The 21,565-nt window shown below is 40.7% G+C and carries 20 protein-coding genes and 1 rRNA gene (1 of these 21 only partly in view); 14 read left to right on the top strand and 7 right to left on the bottom strand.

Annotation, left to right across the window (positions count from 1 at the left end; all coding sequences use genetic code 11):
- Window positions 1–16: 16 nt before the first annotated feature.
- The 9 genes from ilvC to fumC all read left to right on the top strand — a co-directional run bounded on the left by ilvC (window position 17) and on the right by fumC (window position 11,154).
- Window positions 17–1,042 (top strand): ketol-acid reductoisomerase, encoded by a 1,026-nt coding sequence (gene ilvC, locus N1I87_RS04095; RefSeq protein ID WP_445285681.1) that lies wholly within the window; start codon window positions 17–19, stop codon window positions 1,040–1,042.
- A complete protein-coding gene (locus N1I87_RS04100) occupies window positions 1,029–2,573 on the top strand; it encodes a 2-isopropylmalate synthase (protein WP_341100735.1) in 1,545 nt (514 codons plus the stop codon). The genes ilvC and N1I87_RS04100 overlap by 14 nt, the downstream gene beginning before the upstream one ends.
- 18 nt (window positions 2,574–2,591) lie before the next feature.
- Window positions 2,592–3,692 (top strand): 3-isopropylmalate dehydrogenase, encoded by a 1,101-nt coding sequence (leuB, locus tag N1I87_RS04105; RefSeq protein ID WP_341100736.1) that lies wholly within the window; start codon window positions 2,592–2,594, stop codon window positions 3,690–3,692.
- 102 nt (window positions 3,693–3,794) lie between these two features.
- Complete coding sequence (gene leuC / locus N1I87_RS04110) at window positions 3,795–5,207, top strand: 3-isopropylmalate dehydratase large subunit (RefSeq protein ID WP_270583396.1); 1,413 nt, start codon at window positions 3,795–3,797, stop codon at window positions 5,205–5,207.
- A gap of 13 nt (window positions 5,208–5,220) precedes the next feature.
- Window positions 5,221–5,823 carry a 3-isopropylmalate dehydratase small subunit gene (gene leuD, locus N1I87_RS04115; protein ID WP_341100738.1) on the top strand — a complete coding sequence of 201 codons (603 nt, stop codon included), beginning with the start codon at window positions 5,221–5,223 and terminating at the stop codon, window positions 5,821–5,823.
- 851 nt (window positions 5,824–6,674) lie between these two features.
- Window positions 6,675–8,075, top strand: a complete 1,401-nt coding sequence (locus N1I87_RS04120; protein ID WP_341100739.1) for an anthranilate synthase component I family protein — start codon at window positions 6,675–6,677, stop codon at window positions 8,073–8,075.
- Window positions 8,072–8,671 (top strand): aminodeoxychorismate/anthranilate synthase component II, encoded by a 600-nt coding sequence (gene pabA / locus N1I87_RS04125; protein WP_341100740.1) that lies wholly within the window; start codon window positions 8,072–8,074, stop codon window positions 8,669–8,671. Before N1I87_RS04120 ends, pabA begins: the two co-directional genes overlap by 4 nt.
- Window positions 8,668–9,531, top strand: a complete 864-nt coding sequence (gene pabC / locus N1I87_RS04130) for an aminodeoxychorismate lyase (RefSeq protein ID WP_048622817.1) — start codon at window positions 8,668–8,670, stop codon at window positions 9,529–9,531. The genes pabA and pabC overlap by 4 nt, the downstream gene beginning before the upstream one ends.
- A 249-nt stretch (window positions 9,532–9,780) precedes the next feature.
- Window positions 9,781–11,154 carry a class II fumarate hydratase gene (gene fumC, locus N1I87_RS04135; protein WP_048622818.1) on the top strand — a complete coding sequence of 458 codons (1,374 nt, stop codon included), beginning with the start codon at window positions 9,781–9,783 and terminating at the stop codon, window positions 11,152–11,154.
- Window positions 11,155–11,295: 141 nt separating this feature from the next.
- Here the strand turns inward: fumC and N1I87_RS04140 are convergent, their stop codons facing one another.
- The 3 genes from N1I87_RS04140 to N1I87_RS04150 form a co-directional block, all read right to left on the bottom strand.
- Complete coding sequence (locus tag N1I87_RS04140; RefSeq protein WP_048622819.1) at window positions 11,296–11,514, bottom strand: alpha/beta-type small acid-soluble spore protein; 219 nt, start codon at window positions 11,512–11,514, stop codon at window positions 11,296–11,298.
- 305 nt (window positions 11,515–11,819) lie between these two features.
- Complete coding sequence (locus tag N1I87_RS04145) at window positions 11,820–12,008, bottom strand: hypothetical protein (protein WP_327798215.1); 189 nt, start codon at window positions 12,006–12,008, stop codon at window positions 11,820–11,822.
- Window positions 12,009–12,237: 229 nt separating this feature from the next.
- Complete coding sequence (locus tag N1I87_RS04150) at window positions 12,238–13,044, bottom strand: YheC/YheD family protein (RefSeq protein ID WP_341100741.1); 807 nt, start codon at window positions 13,042–13,044, stop codon at window positions 12,238–12,240.
- A gap of 122 nt (window positions 13,045–13,166) precedes the next feature.
- Between N1I87_RS04150 and N1I87_RS04155 the strand changes: the two genes are divergently transcribed.
- Both N1I87_RS04155 and N1I87_RS04160 read left to right on the top strand, forming a co-directional pair.
- Complete coding sequence (locus tag N1I87_RS04155; protein ID WP_270584269.1) at window positions 13,167–13,817, top strand: IS607 family transposase; 651 nt, start codon at window positions 13,167–13,169, stop codon at window positions 13,815–13,817.
- Window positions 13,780–14,958: an RNA-guided endonuclease InsQ/TnpB family protein gene (locus N1I87_RS04160; protein ID WP_341100743.1), complete on the top strand. Its 1,179-nt coding sequence runs from the start codon at window positions 13,780–13,782 to the stop codon at window positions 14,956–14,958. Before N1I87_RS04155 ends, N1I87_RS04160 begins: the two co-directional genes overlap by 38 nt.
- Before the next feature lie 45 nt (window positions 14,959–15,003).
- On the opposite strand, the gene N1I87_RS04165 is transcribed toward N1I87_RS04160, so the two are convergent.
- From N1I87_RS04165 to N1I87_RS04180, 4 genes are all read right to left on the bottom strand, one after another.
- Window positions 15,004–15,492: a hypothetical protein gene (locus tag N1I87_RS04165; protein ID WP_341100744.1), complete on the bottom strand. Its 489-nt coding sequence runs from the start codon at window positions 15,490–15,492 to the stop codon at window positions 15,004–15,006.
- Window positions 15,476–16,489 carry a YheC/YheD family endospore coat-associated protein gene (locus N1I87_RS04170; RefSeq protein ID WP_341100746.1) on the bottom strand — a complete coding sequence of 338 codons (1,014 nt, stop codon included), beginning with the start codon at window positions 16,487–16,489 and terminating at the stop codon, window positions 15,476–15,478. Before N1I87_RS04170 ends, N1I87_RS04165 begins: the two co-directional genes overlap by 17 nt.
- Window positions 16,490–16,633: 144 nt before the next feature.
- The gene (locus N1I87_RS04175; protein WP_341100748.1) at window positions 16,634–16,852 is read right to left on the bottom strand and encodes a hypothetical protein; all 219 of its coding nucleotides are present in this window, start codon (window positions 16,850–16,852) and stop codon (window positions 16,634–16,636) included.
- A gap of 47 nt (window positions 16,853–16,899) precedes the next feature.
- Window positions 16,900–18,255 carry a YheC/YheD family endospore coat-associated protein gene (locus tag N1I87_RS04180; protein ID WP_341100751.1) on the bottom strand — a complete coding sequence of 452 codons (1,356 nt, stop codon included), beginning with the start codon at window positions 18,253–18,255 and terminating at the stop codon, window positions 16,900–16,902.
- Between the two features lie 132 nt (window positions 18,256–18,387).
- Between N1I87_RS04180 and N1I87_RS04185 the strand changes: the two genes are divergently transcribed.
- From N1I87_RS04185 to N1I87_RS04195, 3 genes are all read left to right on the top strand, one after another.
- A complete protein-coding gene (locus N1I87_RS04185; RefSeq protein WP_341100752.1) occupies window positions 18,388–19,524 on the top strand; it encodes a DUF445 domain-containing protein in 1,137 nt (378 codons plus the stop codon).
- Between the two features lie 159 nt (window positions 19,525–19,683).
- Window positions 19,684–20,034: a YlbF family regulator gene (locus tag N1I87_RS04190; protein WP_003353176.1), complete on the top strand. Its 351-nt coding sequence runs from the start codon at window positions 19,684–19,686 to the stop codon at window positions 20,032–20,034.
- Between the two features lie 350 nt (window positions 20,035–20,384).
- Window positions 20,385–21,565, top strand: a 16S ribosomal RNA gene (locus N1I87_RS04195) (it continues 374 nt past the right edge of the window).

A 21,565-nucleotide genomic window follows, 5' to 3' on the forward strand; every position in this document is an offset into this window, starting at 1 on the left:
CAGGAGGATGAAAAAAATGGTAAAAGTATATTATAACGGAGACATTCAAGAATCAGTTTTAAATGGAAAGAAAATTGCTGTCATTGGATATGGTTCCCAAGGCCATGCTCACGCTCAAAACCTTCGAGACAGCGGCTATCAAGTGGTGATCGGACTTCGTCCAGGTAAATCATGGAAACAAGCGGAACAAGATGGTTTTGACGTAAAAACGGTGAGAGCCGCAAGTGAAGAAGCCGATCTTATTATGATTTTACTTCCTGATGAGCGCCAGCCGGAAGTATACAAAAATGAAATTGAACCGGCTCTGTCTGCTGGAAAATCGCTTGTATTTGCTCATGGATTCAATATTCACTTTCGTCAAATTGTACCGCCGAAAGATGTAGATGTCTTTTTGGTTGCGCCAAAAGGGCCTGGACATTTAGTGAGAAGGACATATGAAGAAGGCGCTGGTGTTCCGGCTTTGATCGGCGTTCACCAAGACGTAACAGGGGATGCTAAAAATTTAGCGCTTGCCTACGCAAAAGGAATTGGTGCGGCTCGTGCCGGGGTTTTGGAAACTTCCTTTAAAGAAGAAACAGAAACAGACCTTTTTGGAGAACAAGCAGTATTATGCGGGGGAATGACTTCATTAGTGAAAGCTGGATTTGAAACGCTTGTAGAAGCTGGATATCAGCCGGAAATTGCTTATTTTGAGTGTTTGCATGAATTGAAGCTCATTGTGGATTTAATGTATGAAGGCGGATTGGAAAATATGAGGTACTCCATTTCGGATACGGCACAGTGGGGGGATTTTGTCTCCGGACCACGAGTCATCAATGAAGAAACGAAGAAACGGATGAAAGAAGTATTGAGCGATATTCAAACCGGGAAGTTTGCGAAAGGATGGATTTTGGAAAATCAATTGAACCGTCCTGAATTCAATGCCATTAACGAACAGGAAAACAATCATCTGATTGAAGTAGTGGGCAGAGAACTTCGAGAAATGATGCCATTTGTTAAAAAACCATCAAAGAAGGAAGTGGGAGCCGGTGCGAAAAATTGAAATCTTTGATACGACATTAAGAGATGGCGAGCAATCAGCTGGAGTGAATTTGAACACATTAGAAAAAATAGAAATTGCTAAACAATTGGAAAAGCTGGGAGTCGACTGCATTGAAGCAGGCTTCCCGGCTGCTTCTAAAGGAGACCTGGAAGCAGTAAAATTGATTGCCGATACGATCCGCGACAGTTCCGTTACCGGATTGGCTCGATCTACAGAAAGTGATATCGATGCTGCTTGGGAAGCCCTCAAGGATTCTGAAGAACCTCGCATCCATATTTTTATTGCCACTTCACCCATTCATATGAAGTATAAACTGAAAATGTCTCAAGACGAAGTAGTGGAAAGAGCGGTTCGGGCTGTTTCCTATGCGAAGAAAAAATTCCCGAAAGTTCAATTTTCGGCAGAGGATGCCTGTCGCTCAGACCGCGAGTTTTTAGTCCGTATTCTCAATGAGGTTATTCAAGCCGGGGCGGAGATCATTAACATTCCAGATACGGTTGGCTACATTACGCCGCAGCAGTATGGAGAATTGTTCCAATTTTTAAGAAAAAATATACGGAATATTGAAAAAATTACTTTGTCCGCTCATTGCCATGACGATCTCGGAATGGCCACAGCTAATTCGCTTGCCGCGATTGAAAACGGAGCTAGTCAAATCGAAGGAACGATCAACGGCATTGGGGAACGAGCCGGTAATGCGTCTCTTGAAGAAGTAGCTGTGGCTCTTCATATACGAAGCGACTATTATCAAGCGAAAACGGGTCTTGTCTTAAACGAAATAAAGCGAACGAGCGATCTTGTCAGCAAATTGACCGGAATGATCGTGCCGGCCAATAAAGCGGTAGTGGGTGATAATGCCTTTGCTCATGAATCAGGCATTCATCAAGACGGGGTATTAAAAGAAAAAACAACGTATGAAATCATTACTCCTGAACTTATTGGCGTGAATTCAAACCGATTAGTTCTTGGCAAACATTCCGGCCGCCATGCTTTCAGAAATAAAGCCATTGAATTGGGCTTTGAATTGACGGATGAAAAATTGAATGAAGCCTTTACAGTATTTAAAGATTTGGCGGACAAAAAGAAAGAAATTACAGATGCTGATTTATTTGCCATTCTTACGGATAAACAAACGGAAACGGAAATGAAATATACATTGAGCAGCGTTCAAGTACAATACGGCACTGACAATATTCCAACAGCGACGATTGCTGTCACGCTGGCGGACGGTTCACAAGTGAGCGAAGCCTCTACAGGATCGGGAAGTGTGGAAGCGATCTATAACACGATTGAACGGATTTTCGGCCGGTCAGTAAAGCTATTAGACTATAAGATCAACTCGGTTGGAGGGGGACGCGATGCTCTTGCCGATGTCTATGTCCGAATTTCTTGCGATGGACTGGAAACAAGCGGAAGGGGAACAGCACAAGATGTGTTGGAAGCCTCAGCCCGTGCATACTTAAATGCCGTCAATAGAATTCTTTCGCTTGAAAGTTTAAAAGCGATCCAAAAAGCAAATGTGTCGATTTAATTTACTGGAGGGGTTGAAATGAAAAAGAAAATTGCGGTTCTGCCGGGTGATGGAATCGGCCGAGAAGTGGCAAAAGGAGCAGTCGAAGTGTTAAAAGCGGTTGGCGGTCGGTTTGGACATGAATTTGAAATGGAATTTGCCAACATCGGAGGGGCTGCAATTGATCAAGAACAAACACCTCTTTCGGAAAAAACGATTGATCTCTGTAAACAGAGTGACGCAGTATTGCTGGGAGCGGTGGGAGGTCCTAAATGGGACACCCTCCCCGGCCATCTGCGACCGGAAAAAGGACTGTTAAAGATTCGGAAAGAACTTGGTCTATTTGCTAATTTACGCCCGGTAAAAGCCTTTCAAAGCCTTCTTTCTTCTTCTCCTCTGAAAAAGGAAATTGTTGAGGATGTCGATTTAATGATTGTCCGGGAACTGACAGGCGGATTGTATTTCGGAAAACCGAGCGAGCGGCGGGGAGAAAATCAAGAAGTGGCTGTTGATACTTTGCTTTATACAAAAGACGAAATAAAAAGAATTGTAGACAAAGCGTTTCAAATCGCTAAAGTAAGAAGGAAAAAAGTTGTATCCGTTGATAAAGCAAATGTGTTGGAATCAAGCCGAATGTGGAGGGAAGTAGTAGAAGAAACAGCTGTCCGCTATTCGGAGGTGGAATATGAACACATGTATGTTGATGCAGCCGCAATGAAGCTTATTCATAACCCGAAAGACTTCGATGTAGTGGTCACGGAAAATATGTTTGGAGATATTTTAAGCGATGAAGCGTCTATGATTACCGGCTCTTTAGGCATGCTGCCGTCGGCCAGTCTAAGGGAAGACGGATTCGGGCTTTATGAACCGGTTCATGGATCAGCACCTGATATTGCAGGACAGGACAAAGCCAATCCGCTAGCGATGATTTTATCTGCGGCTATGATGCTGAAATATACTTTTGGATTCAATCATGAAGCAGAAGCAATAGAACAAGCGGTGGACGATGTATTAAAGGATGGATATCGAACGTTTGATTTACGCCATACGGGAAGCCGTGTAGTGGGAACGGAAAAAATGATTGATCTGGTTGTGAAGCGAGTTCAAGAAGATCGTGCGATTGCTTCTACCATGGCTTAACAGATTATGAATCGATAGCAATTGTCCATGTACATTGAGACTGTGGAAAGAAGCGTTTAATTGACCTAGTTTCCATACCAATTCATAGAGGAGGGACAGCCATTGCAGCCGAAGACAATTATTGAAAAAATATGGGAACAGCATGTGGTGCATCGTGAGGAAGGAAAACCGGATTTATTATATATTGATTTGCACTTAGTACATGAAGTCACATCTCCTCAAGCTTTTGAAGGGCTCCGCATGAAAAATCGAAAAGTGAGACGGCCCGATCTGACATACGCTACGATGGATCATAACGTTCCTACGATGAACAGACATATTGTAAACGATCCTATTTCAAAAACGCAGATGGAAAAATTATATGAAAACTGTAAAGAGTTTGGCATTGAATTAGCAGATATCAACCATCCGGATCAAGGAATAGTCCATGTGATCGGTCCTGAACTTGGGTTGACGCAGCCGGGGAAAACCATCGTATGCGGTGACAGCCATACTTCTACTCATGGAGCATTTGGCGCTCTCGCATTTGGAATCGGGACAAGCGAGGTCGAACATGTATTGGCGACTCAAACTCTTTGGCAAGCAAAACCAAAGACGCTGCAAATCAAAGTGAACGGGAAACTTGGATTTGGCGTGACGGCCAAAGATTTGATTTTGGGTATCATATCCAAATTTGGAATTGATGCCGGAACCGGCTATATTATCGAATATACGGGTGAAGCCATTCGCAAACTTTCCATGGAAGAACGGATGACTGTTTGCAATATGTCCATTGAAGCAGGAGCCCGTGCCGGTCTCGTTAGTCCGGATGAAGTGACATTTAATTATTTAAAAGGTAGAAAGTATGTTCCAAAAGGCGAGGAATTTGAAAAATTAGTGGAATATTGGAAGACATTGGCGACGGATGAAGGGGCTGTTTACGACAAAACGCTCGAAATTGATGCTTCAGAAATTGAACCACAAGTGACGTGGGGAACAAATCCTTCGATGGGTACAGGAATAAGTGGAATTGTTCCTTTTCCCGAAAAATTCGAAAGAGCACAAGACCGTGAAGCGGCGGCAAGAGCGATCGAATATATGGGGTTAAAGCCGGGAACGAGAATGGAAGACATTCCGATCGACTATGTTTTTATCGGATCCTGTACTAATTCCAGGCTGAGCGATTTGCGGGCAGCAGCAGAGGTTGTCAAAGGGCGGAAAGTCCATAATGGCGTGAAAGCGATAGTTGTACCTGGTTCTCAGACTGTCAAAAAAGCAGCTGAAGAAGAAGGGTTAGATCGAATTTTTACAGAAGCAGGATTTGAATGGCGTGAATCCGGATGCAGCATGTGTTTGGCGATGAATGAGGACATTGTTCCAGCAGGAAAGCGTTGTGCTTCCACTTCTAACCGAAATTTTGAAGGGCGCCAAGGAAATGGTTCTAGAACCCATCTAGTCAGCCCTCCTATGGCAGCGGCTGCAGCCATAGCGGGAAGATTTATGGATGTTCGCAAACTAACTGGAATTTATCAATAGGAGATGTAGCCATATGGAACCAATCAATAAGTATAATGGGATTGTTTGTCCTCTGAATAGAACGAATGTCGATACGGACCAAATTATACCGAAACAGTTTTTAAAGCGAATTGAGCGCAAAGGTTTTGGCCAGTTTTTATTTTATCATTGGCGTTTTGACGACGACGGCAATGTGAGGGAAGATTTTATTTTAAACGATCCTCAATATAAAGACGCCAGTATTTTAGTGGCAGGAGAAAACTTTGGCTGCGGCTCTTCCCGTGAACACGCTCCGTGGGCTTTAATGGATTATGGCTTTAAAATCATTATTGCCCCCAGCTTTGCTGATATTTTCTATAATAATTGTTTGAAGAACGGACTATTGCCGATAAAATTAACGGCAGAAGAGGTGTCTCTGCTGTTGGAAAAAGCATCAGAACCTGGCTACCGTCTCTTTGTGGATTTGAAAAACCAGCTTGTGACGGATCGAAAAGGATTTTTGGCTACGTTTATGATGGATCCTTATTGGAAGGAAATGCTGTTAAACGGATGGGATGAAATTGCTGTCACTCTTAATTTAGAAGATGAAATTCGAGCTTATGAGGAGAGAAGGGATAAAACAGTACAGGCGAAATAGGCCTAATCTTCATCGAAGTGATGACTAGAAAAGCTGCCGGGGGTTGGCTCCGGCAGCTTTTTCGTTTATGTGCGCCCGGCATGTACATGAACTATAGGGTGTAAGTCCCGAACCCCGAAGACAGAAGTAGAGGTTAGCTCAACGAAAGGGTGTCCGTGGTGACGCGGAATCTGAAGGAAGCTGGAGGCAAAACACCGGTCCGAGGAACACGAACCTCATATAAGGCTAGGTATGATTGAGTGAGTTTGCATAACAAAACAAAGCTCTTTCTGTCGAAGGTCATATCGAGTAAATGAGGCGGATAGATGGTGTGAAAGTGCATGTACTTACCCGGGGAGGTCTGGCGGATATGTGAAGTACTCTTCATAACCTACTTAGTGATAAGTAGCTGAACCGTCAGAAGTCAGCAGAGGTCATAGTATTAGTTGGTCTAGAACAACTAAGAAGGACCGAACAATTAAGAGAGAATAGCCCTTGGTATTCAGTGAGTCATGATGAACACAGAAAACGTAGTACCTCACTTGAGGGAGGAAGCGGTGAATCCCGTGGGAGACCTCTTGGAGGGTGGAGTGACCACTGGCATAAAGAGAACAGCTATTCACGGAAGTTATAAAGACTTGCGTCAATGATCTTAATTGAACCGCCGTATACGGAACCGTACGTACGGTGGTGTGAGAGGACGGGAGTTAATCGCTCCCTCCTACTCGATTCCATGAGAAAATAAGATTCTTTCTTAAATCATGATGAGCCTTTTTTCAATTGTTATCCTATTTGCATGTATAATAAATGGAATAAGGGCTCTTTTTATGTGAAAGAGGCCGAATGCAAAACAGAAAGAAGGTTGCAAACGAATGAAATTGTTTTATGACACTATCCCTTATTCAAAGGAACGGTTTTTTCGGAAATTTTGCCAATTAGTAAAGGGAAAGTCGCATTATGCTTTGCTGGAAAGTGGACGATCCGGCCGATACAGCATCGCTGGAATTGAACCTTTTGCCGTGATTGAAGGGCAACAAAATGGGATTCAGGTGACAATGAATGGCCGCGATAAATGGATGGAAGGTCAACCGCTTCGAATGATTGAACAATGGCTGCGACCTTATAAACTGGATCCGGCTCCGGGACTGCCTGAATTTCAAGGCGGATTAATAGGCTTTATAAGCTATGATTATGCTCGCCTTATTGAAAAATTGCCCCATTTAGCGCAAGATGATCTGGACCTTCCGCTTCTATATTTTTATTTTTTTCGAGAATGGGTTGTTTTTGATCATGAAACGAATTGTCTGTGGGTGATGACATTAGCTGAATCTGAGGATAGTCGATATGGTTTGGATACGTGGAAGGAAATGTGGCAATCCGAACTGAAGGAAAGCGAAGAGATCGAATCACCTGTTCCTGCTATTTCGGGAAAAGATCTTGAAGTGTCGCTGTCGGAAAAAGAATTTATTCATGCAGTGGAAAAAATTCAAGAATACATTGCCAGCGGGGATGTCTTTCAAGTCAATTTGTCCGTTCGCCAAGCGAAAACGCTGCATGTCCCGGCTCTTGAAGTGTACAAAACATTACGCAGCATCAATCCTTCTCCGTATATGGGATATATACACTCCAACGATTTTCAAATAGTATGCGGATCTCCGGAGTTGTTGGTGAAAAAGACCGGACAAAGGGTAAAAACGCGTCCGATTGCAGGCACCCGTTCTCGAGGAAAGAACGAGGAGGAAGATCAGATTTTGGCGAATGAATTGCTCGGAAACGTGAAGGAACGAGCGGAACATGTCATGCTGGTGGACTTGGAACGAAACGATTTAGGACGGGTATGTCAGTACGGCACTGTTCGGGTCAATGAATTGATGACGATCGAAAAATATTCCCATGTCATGCATCTAGTATCTGAAGTCGAAGGGATATTGGCAGAAGAAAAAAATGCTTTTGACGTGATTGATGCCGTTTTTCCGGGAGGGACGATCACAGGTGCACCGAAAGTTCGGACGATGGAAATCATAGAAGAATTGGAGAATGTTCGCCGAGGAGTTTATACAGGATCGATCGGCTGGATCGGGTTGAATGGCGATATGGATCTTAATATTGTGATCCGGACAATGATTGCCAAAAATGGAAAAGCCTATGTGCAGGCTGGGGCAGGTATTGTTCTGGATTCCCGACCTCAATATGAATACAAAGAATCATTGAAAAAAGCGGCGGCACTATGGAAGGCAAAAGAAATGGCAGAAAAAAAGGAGGCGCTCACATGATTTTAATGATCGATAATTATGATTCCTTTACTTATAATCTCGTTCAATACATAGGGGAGTTAGGAGAAGAGATCATTGTAAAAAGAAACGATTGTCTCTCGATTGGCGATATAGAAAACCTTTCTCCTGATTTTTTAATGATTTCACCTGGGCCCTGCACTCCAAATGAAGCGGGGATAAGTTTGGAGGCTATCCGCTATTTTGCAGGCCGTATTCCCATTTTTGGAGTTTGTCTCGGCCATCAAGCGATAGCGCAGGCTTTTGGCGGAAACATTATTCGGGCCGAAAAACAAATGCACGGAAAAACATCTGCCATTTTTCACGACGGCCGCACCATCTTTGACGATGTTCCTAATCCGTTTCGAGCCACTAGATACCATTCGCTTATAGTGGATAAAGACTCTCTTCCGCACTGTTTTGAAATCTCGGCTTGGACGGAGGAAGGGGAGATTATGGCGATACGTCATCGATCCTATTCGATAGAAGGTGTCCAATTTCATCCAGAATCGATTTTAACGGAATTCGGTAAGCAGCTTCTGTCCAATTTTTTCAATACTTATCGGAAGCAGGAAGCGAACGGGGGACTGACAAGATGATCGTCTATCTCAATGGTCAGTTTATAGAAAAAGAAAAAGCGATGATCTCGCCGTTTGATCATGGATATTTATATGGTCTCGGCGTTTTTGAGACCATTCCCACATATTCTGGTCATCCTTTTCTTTTAGATGACCATCTTGAACGCCTTAATGAAGGATTAAAAGAATTGCGTATTCGTGCATCGATTACGCGGAAAAAAGCGTTGGACATTATTCAGGAACTTTGCCGACGCAATGGGCTGCCGGATTCGTCGGTGCGTTTGAATGTTTCGGCGGGACTCGGAGAGATGGGAATGCAAATCGAACCATATCATCGACCTACTATTTTCGTTTTCCAGCGGCCCTTCAAGCGTCTCCATGCCATGAAAGAAAAAGAAGCAGTCTTATTAACATTGCCGAGAAACACGCCGGAAACGGGAAAACGATTAAAATCTCACCACTTTCTGAATAATGTGGCCGCAAAATGGGAAATGGGAAGCAATGGAGAACAAGAAGGCATTTTTTTGACGAAAGAAGGGCATTTAGCGGAAGGCATTGTATCCAATTTTTTTTGGGTAAAAGAGGGAACGATTTTTACTCCTTGTTTACAAACAGGAATTTTAGATGGCGTCACAAGACGATTCATTATGAAATTGGCAGAGCGACTTCATATTCCGGTGCAAGAGGGATATTTTTTTCCGGAAGAATTGGATCATGCAGAAGAAATCTTTTTAACCAATTCCATTATTGAAATTGCTCCAGTTCGAAAAATGGGAGATCGTTTTTATCCGGGAATCCGAGGAAAATACGTGCGTACACTTTGGGAGGAATATCAGCGTTATTGCTCTTATTTATGGTCAGCAAAAGCATTGTCCGTTTAAGTAGTAGAATAATCTTTTTCGACATTTGAACACAAGGCTAGGGGAAAGAAAGATCGGGTTTTGGAAGCTGTGTTTAAGAATAGCGTATCTTGAAAGATCTGATAGAAAATTTGCAATTGCATAAAGGGAGCCAAAAACAGAATTTGATGAAATTTTTTAAAACCAAAAAATTGACAGAATTCTTATGATAAGACTATGATAAAAATGGTTTAACAGTTAAAAAGAACGGTCATGTTAGGAGGATGGGAAATGGAGTATCGTATTGAAAAGGACACCCTTGGCGAAGTGAAGGTTCCGAAAGACAAATATTGGGGTGCGCAAACAGAAAGAAGTCGAAATAACTTTAAAATTAGTATAGAAAAAATGCCTCTTGATCTCATTTATGCTTATGCTCATTTAAAGAAAGCAGCGGCTGTTGTGAATCATGAATTAGGAAAATTAAGCGCTGCCAAAAAAGAAGCTATTGTGCAAGTATGCGATGAGATTTTAGAAGGAAAATGGGATGAACATTTTCCGTTGTCTGTTTGGCAAACAGGAAGCGGCACTCAGACGAACATGAATGTCAATGAAGTTATTTCTCATCGCGGAAATGAACTGTTGCATAATGAAGAAACGATTCATCCAAACGACGATGTCAACATGTCTCAAAGTTCAAATGACACATTTCCTACAGCCATGCATATTGCCGTGTACAATGCCTTTCAAAAACGGCTTGTCCCTGCGTTGCAGCAATTAAAGGCCACACTGAAAGACAAAGAAGTTCAATACATGAAATTGATTAAAATCGGAAGAACTCACTTACAGGATGCTACACCATTAACGTTAGGGCAAGAAATTTCAGGTTGGCGGACCATGTTGGAGCGGACGGAACAAATGCTGAAAGATTCCAGTGCCTACATTCTAAATCTGGCTATTGGGGGAACCGCAGTTGGAACAGGAATCAACGCCGACCCCACATTTGGCCCCAAAGTGGCAAAAGAACTGGAGAAACAGACAGGATATCCGTTCCGATCTTCTGATAATAAATTTCATGCTTTGACAAGCCATGATGAAATCGTTCACTTCCACGGTGCATTGAAAGCGTTGGCGGCGGATTTAATGAAGATCGCCAATGATATTCGTTGGCTTGCAAGCGGGCCGAGAAGCGGACTGGGAGAATTGACGATCCCGGCTAATGAACCGGGAAGTTCGATTATGCCAGGAAAGGTAAATCCTACTCAATGCGAAGCAATTACCATGATAGCGGCACAAGTTTTTGGCAATGATGCTACAATTGGATTTGCCGCCAGTCAGGGAAATTTTGAATTAAATGTTTTTAAACCGGTTATTATATATAATGTTCTCCAATCCATCCGATTATTGGCAGACGGAATGGTTTCTTTTGAAGAGAAATGTGTCCGTGGTATAGAAGCCAATCAAGAAGTGATCGATAAATTAATGAATCAATCTTTAATGTTGGTCACGGCCTTAAACCCATATATCGGTTATGAAAAAGCAGCCGAAATTGCAAAATTGGCGTTTAAAGAGGGGACGACATTAAAAGAAGCCGCATTAAAAACTGGATATGTAACAGAAGAACAGTTCGATGAATGGGTGGACCCATCCAGAATGATTCATTTGTAGGCGAAAGCCTTAAGCTAGTTATGTTCTTTTTTTAAAAGAAGGTCTATGATTTAGTGAAAGGTTACTTAGTTGACTTTAATCGTTAATGGAAGAAGGAGAGGCATCAGAAAAGATGCCTCTCCACAGCCATATCCTATTCAGTTATTGTTGTTGACCTTGGTAACCGCTGATTTGTTGTTGAGCTAAAGAAACCAAACGTTTTGTAATTTCTCCCCCTACAGAACCGTTAGCGCGGGAAGTCGTATCTGCTCCAAGATTGACTCCAAATTCTTGAGCGATTTCGTATTTCATTTGGTCGATAGCTTGTTGAGCGCCTGCTACTACTAATTGGTTGCTGCTATTGCTTCTATTTGTTGCCATTTTAAGTTCATCTCCTTATTGTATTTTTTGGGTTAGGCTGGAATTGCACCAGACTAAAGGAATCAATTTTCCTTTTCCGCTTGGCTAACCCGAGATGTTGTGAATGAATGTTATGATTGGCTGGCTGTACTAGTATTATGTTTCGGTTTTTTTGTATTATTCGAAGATCGGCAAGGTAGTTATTTCCTTTTATAAAGGAGAAACCCGCTTCTTTATCAAAACGTGCCGACTCCTGAAACGAAGATCCCTCCTACAATAGAGTTGCCGACGACTCGTCTATTGCGGCGGGATCTTCTTTGTTAAAATTATTGGTTCGGAGGATCTTCTTCTACGAATGGATGGGCTTCTTCGATATTCGCCCTATTTCCATGCAAATGAACTGATCCTCCGGAAAGCCCTTCATTTATCATGCGATCCACATCCAAAAATAATTCATCTTTTCCTTCAAAGTTGGTATCCGGCAAAAAGGATGCTTCCTGTTTTTTTATTGCCATTTTCATCTCCTCCTTAGTTTTTATTTTTCCGAAGAAGAAGGAAGAATATTCTTTTGACCGGACAAACCTATTTTTTTCCGGTACTTCGATCTTCATGTTTCGCGCATAAGCAGCTGTTGGCTGCAGCGATCTATAGATGCGCAGAAAACAGAAATAAGGCACTTTTCGACAGATAAAGTGCCTTAATAAATGGAAGATGCGTTTTTCTTATCGTGGGAAAAAACTTCAATCATCCTTTTGCGTCTTCAAAATTTGTTTTTTCGAAAAATAATTGCGTTATATGTTCTAATCGTTTCTTTTCAATTTCGATTTCGTCAAAACTCATCGGTTTTGCATTGACTTCAAATAATACTAATTCTCCTGTCTTTTTTTTGCCGATATCCATTGAAAATTCCCCGAAAAAATCAAACTCTTTAGAAAGTTGATGGCCGCAGGCGTTGGCCAGATTTGAAATTTGTTTTTCTAATGCCGGGGAGGCAAGATGTTGAAAGGGTATTCGTTTTCCGCCGTTTGTCGTATGTGTGGTAATCTGCTGCTTGGTTGATACTCTGACTCCGATGCCAGTAACGATGTAGTTTTTGTTTTGATAGTGGACAAGAACGCGAAAATCGTATTTATTTCCATTTATTTTTTCTGTTTCCACCGCTTCTTGTAGAATATATTGTCCTGTCCATTCCTCTTTTCTGTCAGCATAGCACGATTCAATGGAAGGATATTGACGTTTTTGATGTACATTTTGGCAAGTGACGGCTCCGTTTTCCCCAAGTATTAACAAATCAATTCCATTTCCTTGAGAAAGGGATCGATGTTTTGCGTACAACCGTTTTTTTTCTGACAAAAAGGATTGAAACGAGTCCAAATTTTGAAAGGGACGGGTTTCTGGTAAATAGTCGGATAAAAATTTATCTTTCTTAAAGGCCTGGTATACTTCCCATTTATTAAGATAAGAAGGATTAAAAAAAGGAATGCCTTTATTTCCCAGAATGCGAACGAAATTTTGAAAGGAGCGACTTTTTTCTTTTGCTCTGCTCGGCATTCGATTGTAGACTAAATCGGGAAAGGGGGCTTAAACAGTTTTAAATAACTTATAAAAAGTTATAAAATTTTTATTGACTTTATAATTTTTCATGCTATATTTAATTTAAGGAGGAATATAGCATGAGATATTATAGCATTCATGAATTTTCCAAATTAATCAATCGAACGCCACAAACTTTAAGAAATTGGGACAAAAGTGGAAAATTAAAACCACATCATACTGGCTCAAACGGCTATAGATATTATTCTCACGATCAACTTAAAGAGGTACTTGGTATTAAAGAAACCAGTCAAAAAGTGGTTGGTTATTGCAGAGTTTCTTCTAATAAACAAAAAGATGATTTGCAAAGACAAGTTGAAAATATGAAAAAATATTTAGAATCGTTAAATGTTGAATATGAAATCATTCAAGACATTGGTAGTGGGATTAATTACAAGAAAAAAGGTTTGCGTCAACTAATCAAAATGATAAATAACAAAGAAGTAGATAAAATAGTAGTATTCCATAAAGATAGGCTTCTTAGATTTGGTTTTGAATTGGTTGAGTATATGGCAAACCTTAATGGGTGTGAGATTGAAGTTTTAGATAGCACTGAAAAAACAGATGAACAAGAACTTGTAGAAGATTTAATACAGATTGTTACAGTATTTAGTTGTAGATTACAAGGAAAACGTGCTAATAAAACTAGAAAGTTAGTAGATGAATTAATTGAGGAAAATGAGGAGTTGCTAAATGATAAAGTCAATAAAAGTGATGTTGAAACCAAATAATAAGCAAAAAACTAAATTATTTCTATATGCGAATACAGCTAGATTTGCTTATAATTGGACAATTGCAAAGCAACAAGAAAATTATCAAAATGGTGGTAAATTCATCAATGATTCAACTTTGAGAAAACAGTTTACTCAAATGAAAAATCTTGATGAATTTAATTGGCTGAATAATGTAAGTAATAATGTAACGAAACAAGCTATTAAAGATGCTTGTGATGCTTACAAACGATTTTTTAAAGGACTATCAAAATATCCAAAATTTAAGAGTAAAAAGAAATCTACACCCAGTTTTTATCAAGACAATGTGAAAATTAAATTCACAAAAACACATGTAAAAGTAGAAGGATTTGCTTCAAGTAAGAAGTCGAATAAACAAAAGATAAATTGGATTCGATTAGCAGAAAAAGGACGTATTCCATTTGGTGAAAATGTTAAGTATATGAATCCTCGATTTACATTTGATGGTTTGAATTGGTGGGTATCTGTTGGGATAGAAACAGATAGTGGTTATTCTCCTTCAAAAACAGAAGGAATAGGTATTGACTTAGGAATAAAAGATTTAGCTGTTTGTTCTGATGGTAAAGTTTATGGAAATATTAATAAAACAAAAAGAATTAGGCAATTAGAAAAGAAAAAGCGCAGGTTGCAACGTAAAATTTCAAGAAAATATGAAAAAGGAAGGGAGGGAAACCGTTACAGGAAAACCAACAACATTATAAAAAGTGAAAAGCAACTTTTAAAAGTTTCACGAAGACTAACGAATATTCGTCATAACTACATACATCAAATCACTTCTGAAATCGTAAACAGAAAACCAATGTTTATTGTTTTAGAAGATTTGAATGTAAAAGGTATGATGAAAAATAAACATTTAGCTGAATCTGTTCAACAACAATGTTTCCATGAATTTAGAAGACAAATTGAATACAAGTCGAATTGGAATAATATTCGCTTCATTTTGGCTGATAGATGGTTTCCAAGTTCTAAGTTGTGTTCTTGTTGCGGAAAAGTTAAAAAAGACTTGAAGTTATCTGATAGAATTTTTGAGTGCGAATGTGGAAATATTATTGATCGAGATTATCAAGCGTCTATTAATCTTAAAATATATGGTGAAAATGTTTTAGAATCTGCATCTTAACAATGCAAGTTAATACAGATATGTACCGATTCGTTAGTCGGGAATTTACGACTTTGGAGTGTTACACCAAATGCAAGTAGCGATCTGTTTAATAGATAGACGTGAAAGCAGACACGATGAAGAAGTAATGAAACATAAAAGTTGTAGGAAATTATAACTTTTTATAAGTTTTCTGTAACGGAACCTGGCATCGACCCAAGTTTCTGATTCTATGTGATAAATGGAGCCGTCGATAAAATTATCGTTGATTCCATCGAGGCAAAAAATAAAAGAAAGCCCCCCTTTTGCCTGCAGTGCCATTTGTATGTTTTTAAAAAGCGGAATGTTTCCATAATAAGTGCCGTCCGCTGCACAACCGGTTAAAATTCCAACCAATGGCCCGATTTTTCCTTTTTTTGGAGTAACGGTAAACTCTTTTTCCGTTTTATTGCCATTTTTAAGAGGATGCAACTCGTCGGAACCAAAAATAAAAAAGGTGTGATCGGAATTATTGTGGTACCATTTTTGATGATCGGCATCATAATAAATGTTCATAGGAAAGCTCCTCTTCATCCAAAATGGATTTTTCCATCAAGTAAACACTAAACAGTAAAGACATTTTGCGAGTTAATTGCTCGAATTTTTTTAAATCTGGATGAATAAAAATGGATCTTCCAGGTTTGGAATTGGCTTCAAAAAACCATACTCGTCCTTCTCGATCAATTCCAAAGTCGAATCCGATTTCGGCTACGATTCCGTCTATTTGAGTGTCCACCGCTTGAGAAAGCGTTAGGGCGGCCTGTTCTAATTTTGACTGGTAAGTTTCCAATAAAGCTGGTTCCGGAAAAATTTCTTCTAAGCTTTTTACTTCTCCGCCGTTTTTTAAATGGGTTGTCACGCTTCCTTTTCCGGCTACTTTGGCGGCCATTGCGGTCACTTTCCATTGTCCGTCCAAATCCTTATTGGTGTGGACGCGAAAATCAAGCGGTCTATTGTCATGGCGTAAAAGAGAAATTCCTTGCTGTAAAAGCATTTGCGGGAAAGTCCGTTTCGAAAAACGAGAAGAAACAAATTCATGCAAATTCTTGACTTTTAGCAAATGGTTGCCTTTTTGGTCATGAAAGCGGCAGTAATAAACTTGGTCCTTATCCTGTATAAATTGGTAGATCCCTTTTCCTGAACTGCCGTTCATTGGCTTCAAATAAATATTTTTCCAACGATTTAGCATGGCTTTTAATTGGTCTATGGATGTGAAAACTTCTGTTTCCGGCAGATATGGCTTGGCATCCTTATTTTGTTTCAAATATTCAAAAATTTCGTGTTTATTGAAGAACCCCGGGTTATACCAAGGAATTAAATAATCCCTTTGCAGTTTTTTCTTGGCTTTTCGGTAAGAAGGATTTTTTTCGCTTCTACGGTTCGGCAGCCGGTCATAGATGACGTTTGGAAAGGGAAATTGGTTGATCTTCCATTTATTTTCCGAAAAGTAATAGCCGGAAATGATCCCGCTGTCCCAGTCGATTTGCTGTTCCCCGAAAACATACGTAATCACACCCAAGGAGTCTTGCAAGGAGAGCAGTTTTGCAAAAAACTCTGTTCTCTTGCCTATTGGCCGAAGAGGGAAAGGGGTGAATCCAGATGAAAAAATGCCGATTAAAGGACCAATGATATACGTATCTCCGGATATAAATAAGTGCTACGATTTTGCTTGAGATGGGACCAACAGCTTTTCTGCAAGAGCAGAACTAATGGATAGGATATTCCGTCTGTTCATATGGATGTTGGACAAATTTTCTTCTACTTTCGTACCAAAACAAATTCTGATTTTTTCAGACGGAGGTTTTTGCAAATCTTTTGGGAGATAAATAAATTCTTTCTCATCTTCTACGATTTCGAGTCGATAGAATTTTTTCATTAGACCACCTCATGAAGAAATTTTCGTATAACGAACGAAAGTTTGCTTCAGTCATTTCGTTCATCACGGTTCTGTACATCAAATTCCATTCTTTCTCTCCACTTTTTTTCGGCAATGTGAAAAATAGCCAGTGCAGACGGGCGAAAAGTGTTCGTATGAATGGCTTCTTTTTTGGACGGTTTTGAATTCACCTCAATGAGCCAAATTTTCCCCTTTTGATCGATTCCGATATCTACTCCCAATTCGAAAAAGTTTCCATCTGAACGCTGATGTACAGCTTGCGCCACCTTTACAGCAAATTGTATCATCGTTTGATATATATGAAAAAAATCGGTCGGGAAAAATTTCTTTAAGATGGTTTTTGGTTTTTCCAAATGCCCTCCTTGAGAAATATTGGAAACAATTGCTTTGTTTTTCCCGGTTCGAGCGACAATGGATGTTACTTTCCAGCCATGATCGCCTTGCCAATGGCAAAGCAATCGAAAATCCAGCAAGCAATCTTGTGGCGTAAGAAGGTCAATTTTTTTTTGAATGAGAAACGAAGAGGGGTCTAACGAGTGGAATAGTTTTGTTAGAAAAGGTTGGATTTCCATGGTTTCATCCATATCAAGCATTTCTCCGGTTGATCGGATGAACATTTTTCCATCTTTTTGTTCAGCATAAATAATGTCTTTACCTTGGCTTCCTTCGATCGGTTTTATATAAACCGGTGAATTTGCCAGCATTTGCAAAAGAGAATCTTTCGTTAAAAGTTTTGTTTCTGGTAGATAAGGACGGATATCGTCACTCTCTTGAAGAAGCTCAAAAACTTTCCACTTATCCAAAAATGATTCGTTAAAAAAGCAAATGCAGTGATTCTTTACTACTCTCTTAACGTTTCGAAACGCACGAGAAGTTTCTTTTTTTCGCGAGTGTATTCGGTTGTAGATGACATCCGGAATCGGAAGGGTTTCTTTTTTCCATTCATGTTTTTCTTGATAATAGCCTTTTTCCTTATAAAAGTCGTTCAAGTTGGCAACATACATAAAGCCGCCTTTTTTTCGGAATATTTGATCCACTTCTTTGCAAAACTCTTCAATAGAAGGAAATTGTATGTTTCCTTTTGAGCCTTTTATTTCCGTTAAGATGGCAATCACCGGACCTAAAAAAAGCGTGGCCGAATCCGCCGCATAGTAGCCTTGCCATTTTCGCTCTAAAAAGAATAAATTTCTTTTACCGTCGTTTTTCATTTGAAACCAACTCTCATTGGTCCGTTCCGCATCCTGTTTTTTAAGATCGAACTTCCAATGGCCTACACATAATTTCAATGGGTTTATGTTTAACGCTTCAGTTGGAAAAAACGATATTTGGACGGATTTTTCATCTTGCCATCGTTCTATAATTACATGTAAGTCGAAAAACATATGCGATTCCCCGTTTGCACTTTTTCCGTGTGAAATTTTATAATGAAGCAATGGGCAATTGCTGATGTTTTCATCGTATGATGGCAAAGCGTAAAAGGTTCATATGTCGAAAACTCGGGAAGGAGATACGAAATGTCAGGTTCTTTACTTGTATTATTTATGGTCATAATCGGAGCCGTTATTGGCGGAATTACGAACGCCATTGCCATTTTAATGCTGTTTCACCCCCATCGCAGTCTGTATATCGGGAAATGGCATATTCCTTTTACACCCGGATTGATTCCGAAACGGCGAAAAGAAATTGCTTTTCAGCTTGGGAAAATGGTATCCGATCATTTAGTTACGCCGCAAAGCATTCAAAAGAAATTTCAAGATCCGCAATTTCTTCAAGATATGACCTCGCTTGTTCAACAAGAAGCAAAACGATTGTTCACTTCGGAAAAAACGATCAAAGAATGGATGGAATTGGCCGGGGTGCAAGATCCGGAAAAGCGATTGGAAAGATATCTGAAAAAGAAAATGGAAAAAACGATTGTGGAAGTGGGGAATTCTTATTCAAGCCAGATTATTAAAGATGTCCTTTCGCCTGAAACGATTCGAAAGTTGGAAGAAAAACTTCCGGATGTGAGTGCCTATATTTTACAACATGCAATGAACTACTTTTCAAGTTCGGAAGGTAAGCAAAGAGTGAAAAAAATGCTGGATGACTTTTTGGCGGAACGAGGCATGATGGGAAGTATGCTTCAAATGCTTTTGGGCAATTCCTCGATTGTCGATAAAATACTGCCTGAAATAATGAAATTTTTACGTAATCCAGGGACGAATGAAATACTTCTTTCTATCATAAGGGCTGAGTTCGAAAAAATGTTGGAATGGAAATGGGAGCGTATTTTGTCGGAATGGCTGGATGAGAACACGGTAGAGAAAGGAACGGAATTTATCGTTCGTCAATTAAATACGGAAACATTTTTTCAAAAAACACTCTCTGATCTGCTGAATTCTTATGAAGAGGAAATTTTAAAGCAATATATCCCACGGCTTGTTGAAAAAGCAGCCCCATTTTTTTCGAATCGTATCCAAACCATTGTAGAAAAATTACGGATCGCGGATATTGTCCGTGAAGAGGTAGAGTCTTTTTCTCTCGAGCGTATTGAAAAAATGGTGATTGAAATAGCTAATAAAGAATTAAAGGCTATTACCTATTTAGGTGCATTGCTGGGTGGAGTCATCGGCTTGCTGCAAGGGTTTGTGACGTTGCTGTTTCCATAAGAAATCAAAGTTGTCAGGAACATTCTCGCTTTCTAGTTCATAATTTGCTATAGTTGAGTGGCAGTTTTAGTGAAAGAAAATATAGAAAAAGCGGCTGATGTCAATGTTGTTGTCCTATTTACGGGTGGATGGCATAGCCAAACAGGAGGAGGGTCCTGCATGGAAAATCTTTATGAGAATGCTCGAGGATTGGAAAAAGCTTTGCGTCAAAGCGACGAATATGTGAATTTAAAAAAATTATTTTATGCAGTGAATAATGATGAATCAGCAAGAAATTTATTTGAGAACTTCCGCAATATTCAAATGCGTTTGCAGGAAAAACAAATGATGGGGCAAAACATTTCAGAAGAAGAAGTGATTCAAGCACAAAAAGCGGCAGCTCTTGTTCAGCAGAACGGAAAAATTGCACAATTAATGGACGCAGAACAGCGGATGAGTACGGTTATTAATGAACTGAACAAAATTATAATGAAACCGCTCGACGAATTATACGGACCGTTCAACGGATAAAGAAAAGAGCGGCTGATGGTTTTCGCATAGAAATATCGATAGTGGAGGATTTTTTATCCTCCACTATTGTGATTTGTTCTTTTTATATGGCGAATCAAAAAGAGAAACCTTATGGGATTGTCATTGTCTTCATGTAGTTTCAATGAAAAAAAGTAAAAAAATTATTGACTTATTATAATATAGGTGCTATTGTTCTATATGTCACTTCAATGGTAAGTGAAAGTTCAATAGAATTTAGCAATTGAACAATGATTGCCATACAATGAAAGATATGATGCGATGATCCTTGAAAACTGAACAAAACGAAGCGTAAACCAAAGTTTCGATAGAAACAAGCCAAGTCAAATTTCTTTTTGGAGAGTTTGATCCTGGCTCAGGACGAACGCTGGCGGCGTGCCTAATACATGCAAGTCGAGCGGACTTTCAAGAAGCTTGCTTTTTGAAAGTTAGCGGCGGACGGGTGAGTAACACGTGGGCAACCTGCCTGCAAGACGGGGATAACTCCGGGAAACCGGGGCTAATACCGGATAATATCTTCCTTCGCATGAAGGAAGGTTGAAAGGCGGCGCAAGCTGCCGCTTGCAGATGGGCCCGCGGCGCATTAGCTAGTTGGTGAGGTAACGGCTCACCAAGGCGACGATGCGTAGCCGACCTGAGAGGGTGATCGGCCACACTGGGACTGAGACACGGCCCAGACTCCTACGGGAGGCAGCAGTAGGGAATCTTCCGCAATGGACGAAAGTCTGACGGAGCAACGCCGCGTGAGCGAAGAAGGTCTTCGGATCGTAAAGCTCTGTTGTCAGGGAAGAACAAGTACCGTTCGAACAGGGCGGTACCTTGACGGTACCTGACCAGAAAGCCACGGCTAACTACGTGCCAGCAGCCGCGGTAATACGTAGGTGGCAAGCGTTGTCCGGAATTATTGGGCGTAAAGCGCGCGCAGGCGGTCTCTTAAGTCTGATGTGAAAGCCCACGGCTCAACCGTGGAGGGTCATTGGAAACTGGGAGACTTGAGTGCAGAAGAGGAGAGCGGAATTCCACGTGTAGCGGTGAAATGCGTAGAGATGTGGAGGAACACCAGTGGCGAAGGCGGCTCTCTGGTCTGTAACTGACGCTGAGGCGCGAAAGCGTGGGGAGCGAACAGGATTAGATACCCTGGTAGTCCACGCCGTAAACGATGAGTGCTAAGTGTTAGAGGGCTTCCACCCTTTAGTGCTGCAGCTAACGCATTAAGCACTCCGCCTGGGGAGTACGGCCGCAAGGCTGAAACTCAAAGGAATTGACGGGGGCCCGCACAAGCGGTGGAGCATGTGGTTTAATTCGAAGCAACGCGAAGAACCTTACCAGGTCTTGACATCCTTCGCTACCTCTAGAGATAGAGGGTTCCCCTTCGGGGGACGGAGTGACAGGTGGTGCATGGTTGTCGTCAGCTCGTGTCGTGAGATGTTGGGTTAAGTCCCGCAACGAGCGCAACCCTTGACCTTAGTTGCCAGCATTCAGTTGGGCACTCTAAGGTGACTGCCGGTGACAA

This window comes from Bacillus sp. FSL W8-0102 (assembly GCF_038007225.1).
Lineage (GTDB): Bacteria > Bacillota > Bacilli > Bacillales > DSM-4216 > Bacillus_O > Bacillus_O smithii.

Excerpts from the sequence above, each read along its gene's own strand:
- ilvC (WP_445285681.1), top strand. The coding sequence starts at position 17 with ATGGTAAAAGTATATTATAACGGAGACATTCAAGAATCAGTTTTAAAT.
- leuB (WP_341100736.1), top strand. The coding sequence starts at position 2,592 with ATGAAAAAGAAAATTGCGGTTCTGCCGGGTGATGGAATCGGCCGAGAA.
- leuD (WP_341100738.1), top strand. The coding sequence starts at position 5,221 with ATGGAACCAATCAATAAGTATAATGGGATTGTTTGTCCTCTGAATAGA.
- N1I87_RS04120 (WP_341100739.1), top strand. The coding sequence starts at position 6,675 with ATGAAATTGTTTTATGACACTATCCCTTATTCAAAGGAACGGTTTTTT.
- pabA (WP_341100740.1), top strand. The coding sequence starts at position 8,072 with ATGATTTTAATGATCGATAATTATGATTCCTTTACTTATAATCTCGTT.
- pabC (WP_048622817.1), top strand. The coding sequence starts at position 8,668 with ATGATCGTCTATCTCAATGGTCAGTTTATAGAAAAAGAAAAAGCGATG.
- fumC (WP_048622818.1), top strand. The coding sequence starts at position 9,781 with ATGGAGTATCGTATTGAAAAGGACACCCTTGGCGAAGTGAAGGTTCCG.
- N1I87_RS04140 (WP_048622819.1), bottom strand. The coding sequence starts at position 11,514 with ATGGCAACAAATAGAAGCAATAGCAGCAACCAATTAGTAGTAGCAGGC.
- N1I87_RS04145 (WP_327798215.1), bottom strand. The coding sequence starts at position 12,008 with ATGGCAATAAAAAAACAGGAAGCATCCTTTTTGCCGGATACCAACTTT.
- N1I87_RS04150 (WP_341100741.1), bottom strand. The coding sequence starts at position 13,044 with ATGCCGAGCAGAGCAAAAGAAAAAAGTCGCTCCTTTCAAAATTTCGTT.
- N1I87_RS04155 (WP_270584269.1), top strand. The coding sequence starts at position 13,167 with ATGAGATATTATAGCATTCATGAATTTTCCAAATTAATCAATCGAACG.
- N1I87_RS04160 (WP_341100743.1), top strand. The coding sequence starts at position 13,780 with ATGATAAAGTCAATAAAAGTGATGTTGAAACCAAATAATAAGCAAAAA.
- N1I87_RS04165 (WP_341100744.1), bottom strand. The coding sequence starts at position 15,492 with ATGAACATTTATTATGATGCCGATCATCAAAAATGGTACCACAATAAT.
- N1I87_RS04175 (WP_341100748.1), bottom strand. The coding sequence starts at position 16,852 with ATGAAAAAATTCTATCGACTCGAAATCGTAGAAGATGAGAAAGAATTT.
- N1I87_RS04180 (WP_341100751.1), bottom strand. The coding sequence starts at position 18,255 with ATGTTTTTCGACTTACATGTAATTATAGAACGATGGCAAGATGAAAAA.
- N1I87_RS04185 (WP_341100752.1), top strand. The coding sequence starts at position 18,388 with ATGTCAGGTTCTTTACTTGTATTATTTATGGTCATAATCGGAGCCGTT.
- N1I87_RS04190 (WP_003353176.1), top strand. The coding sequence starts at position 19,684 with ATGGAAAATCTTTATGAGAATGCTCGAGGATTGGAAAAAGCTTTGCGT.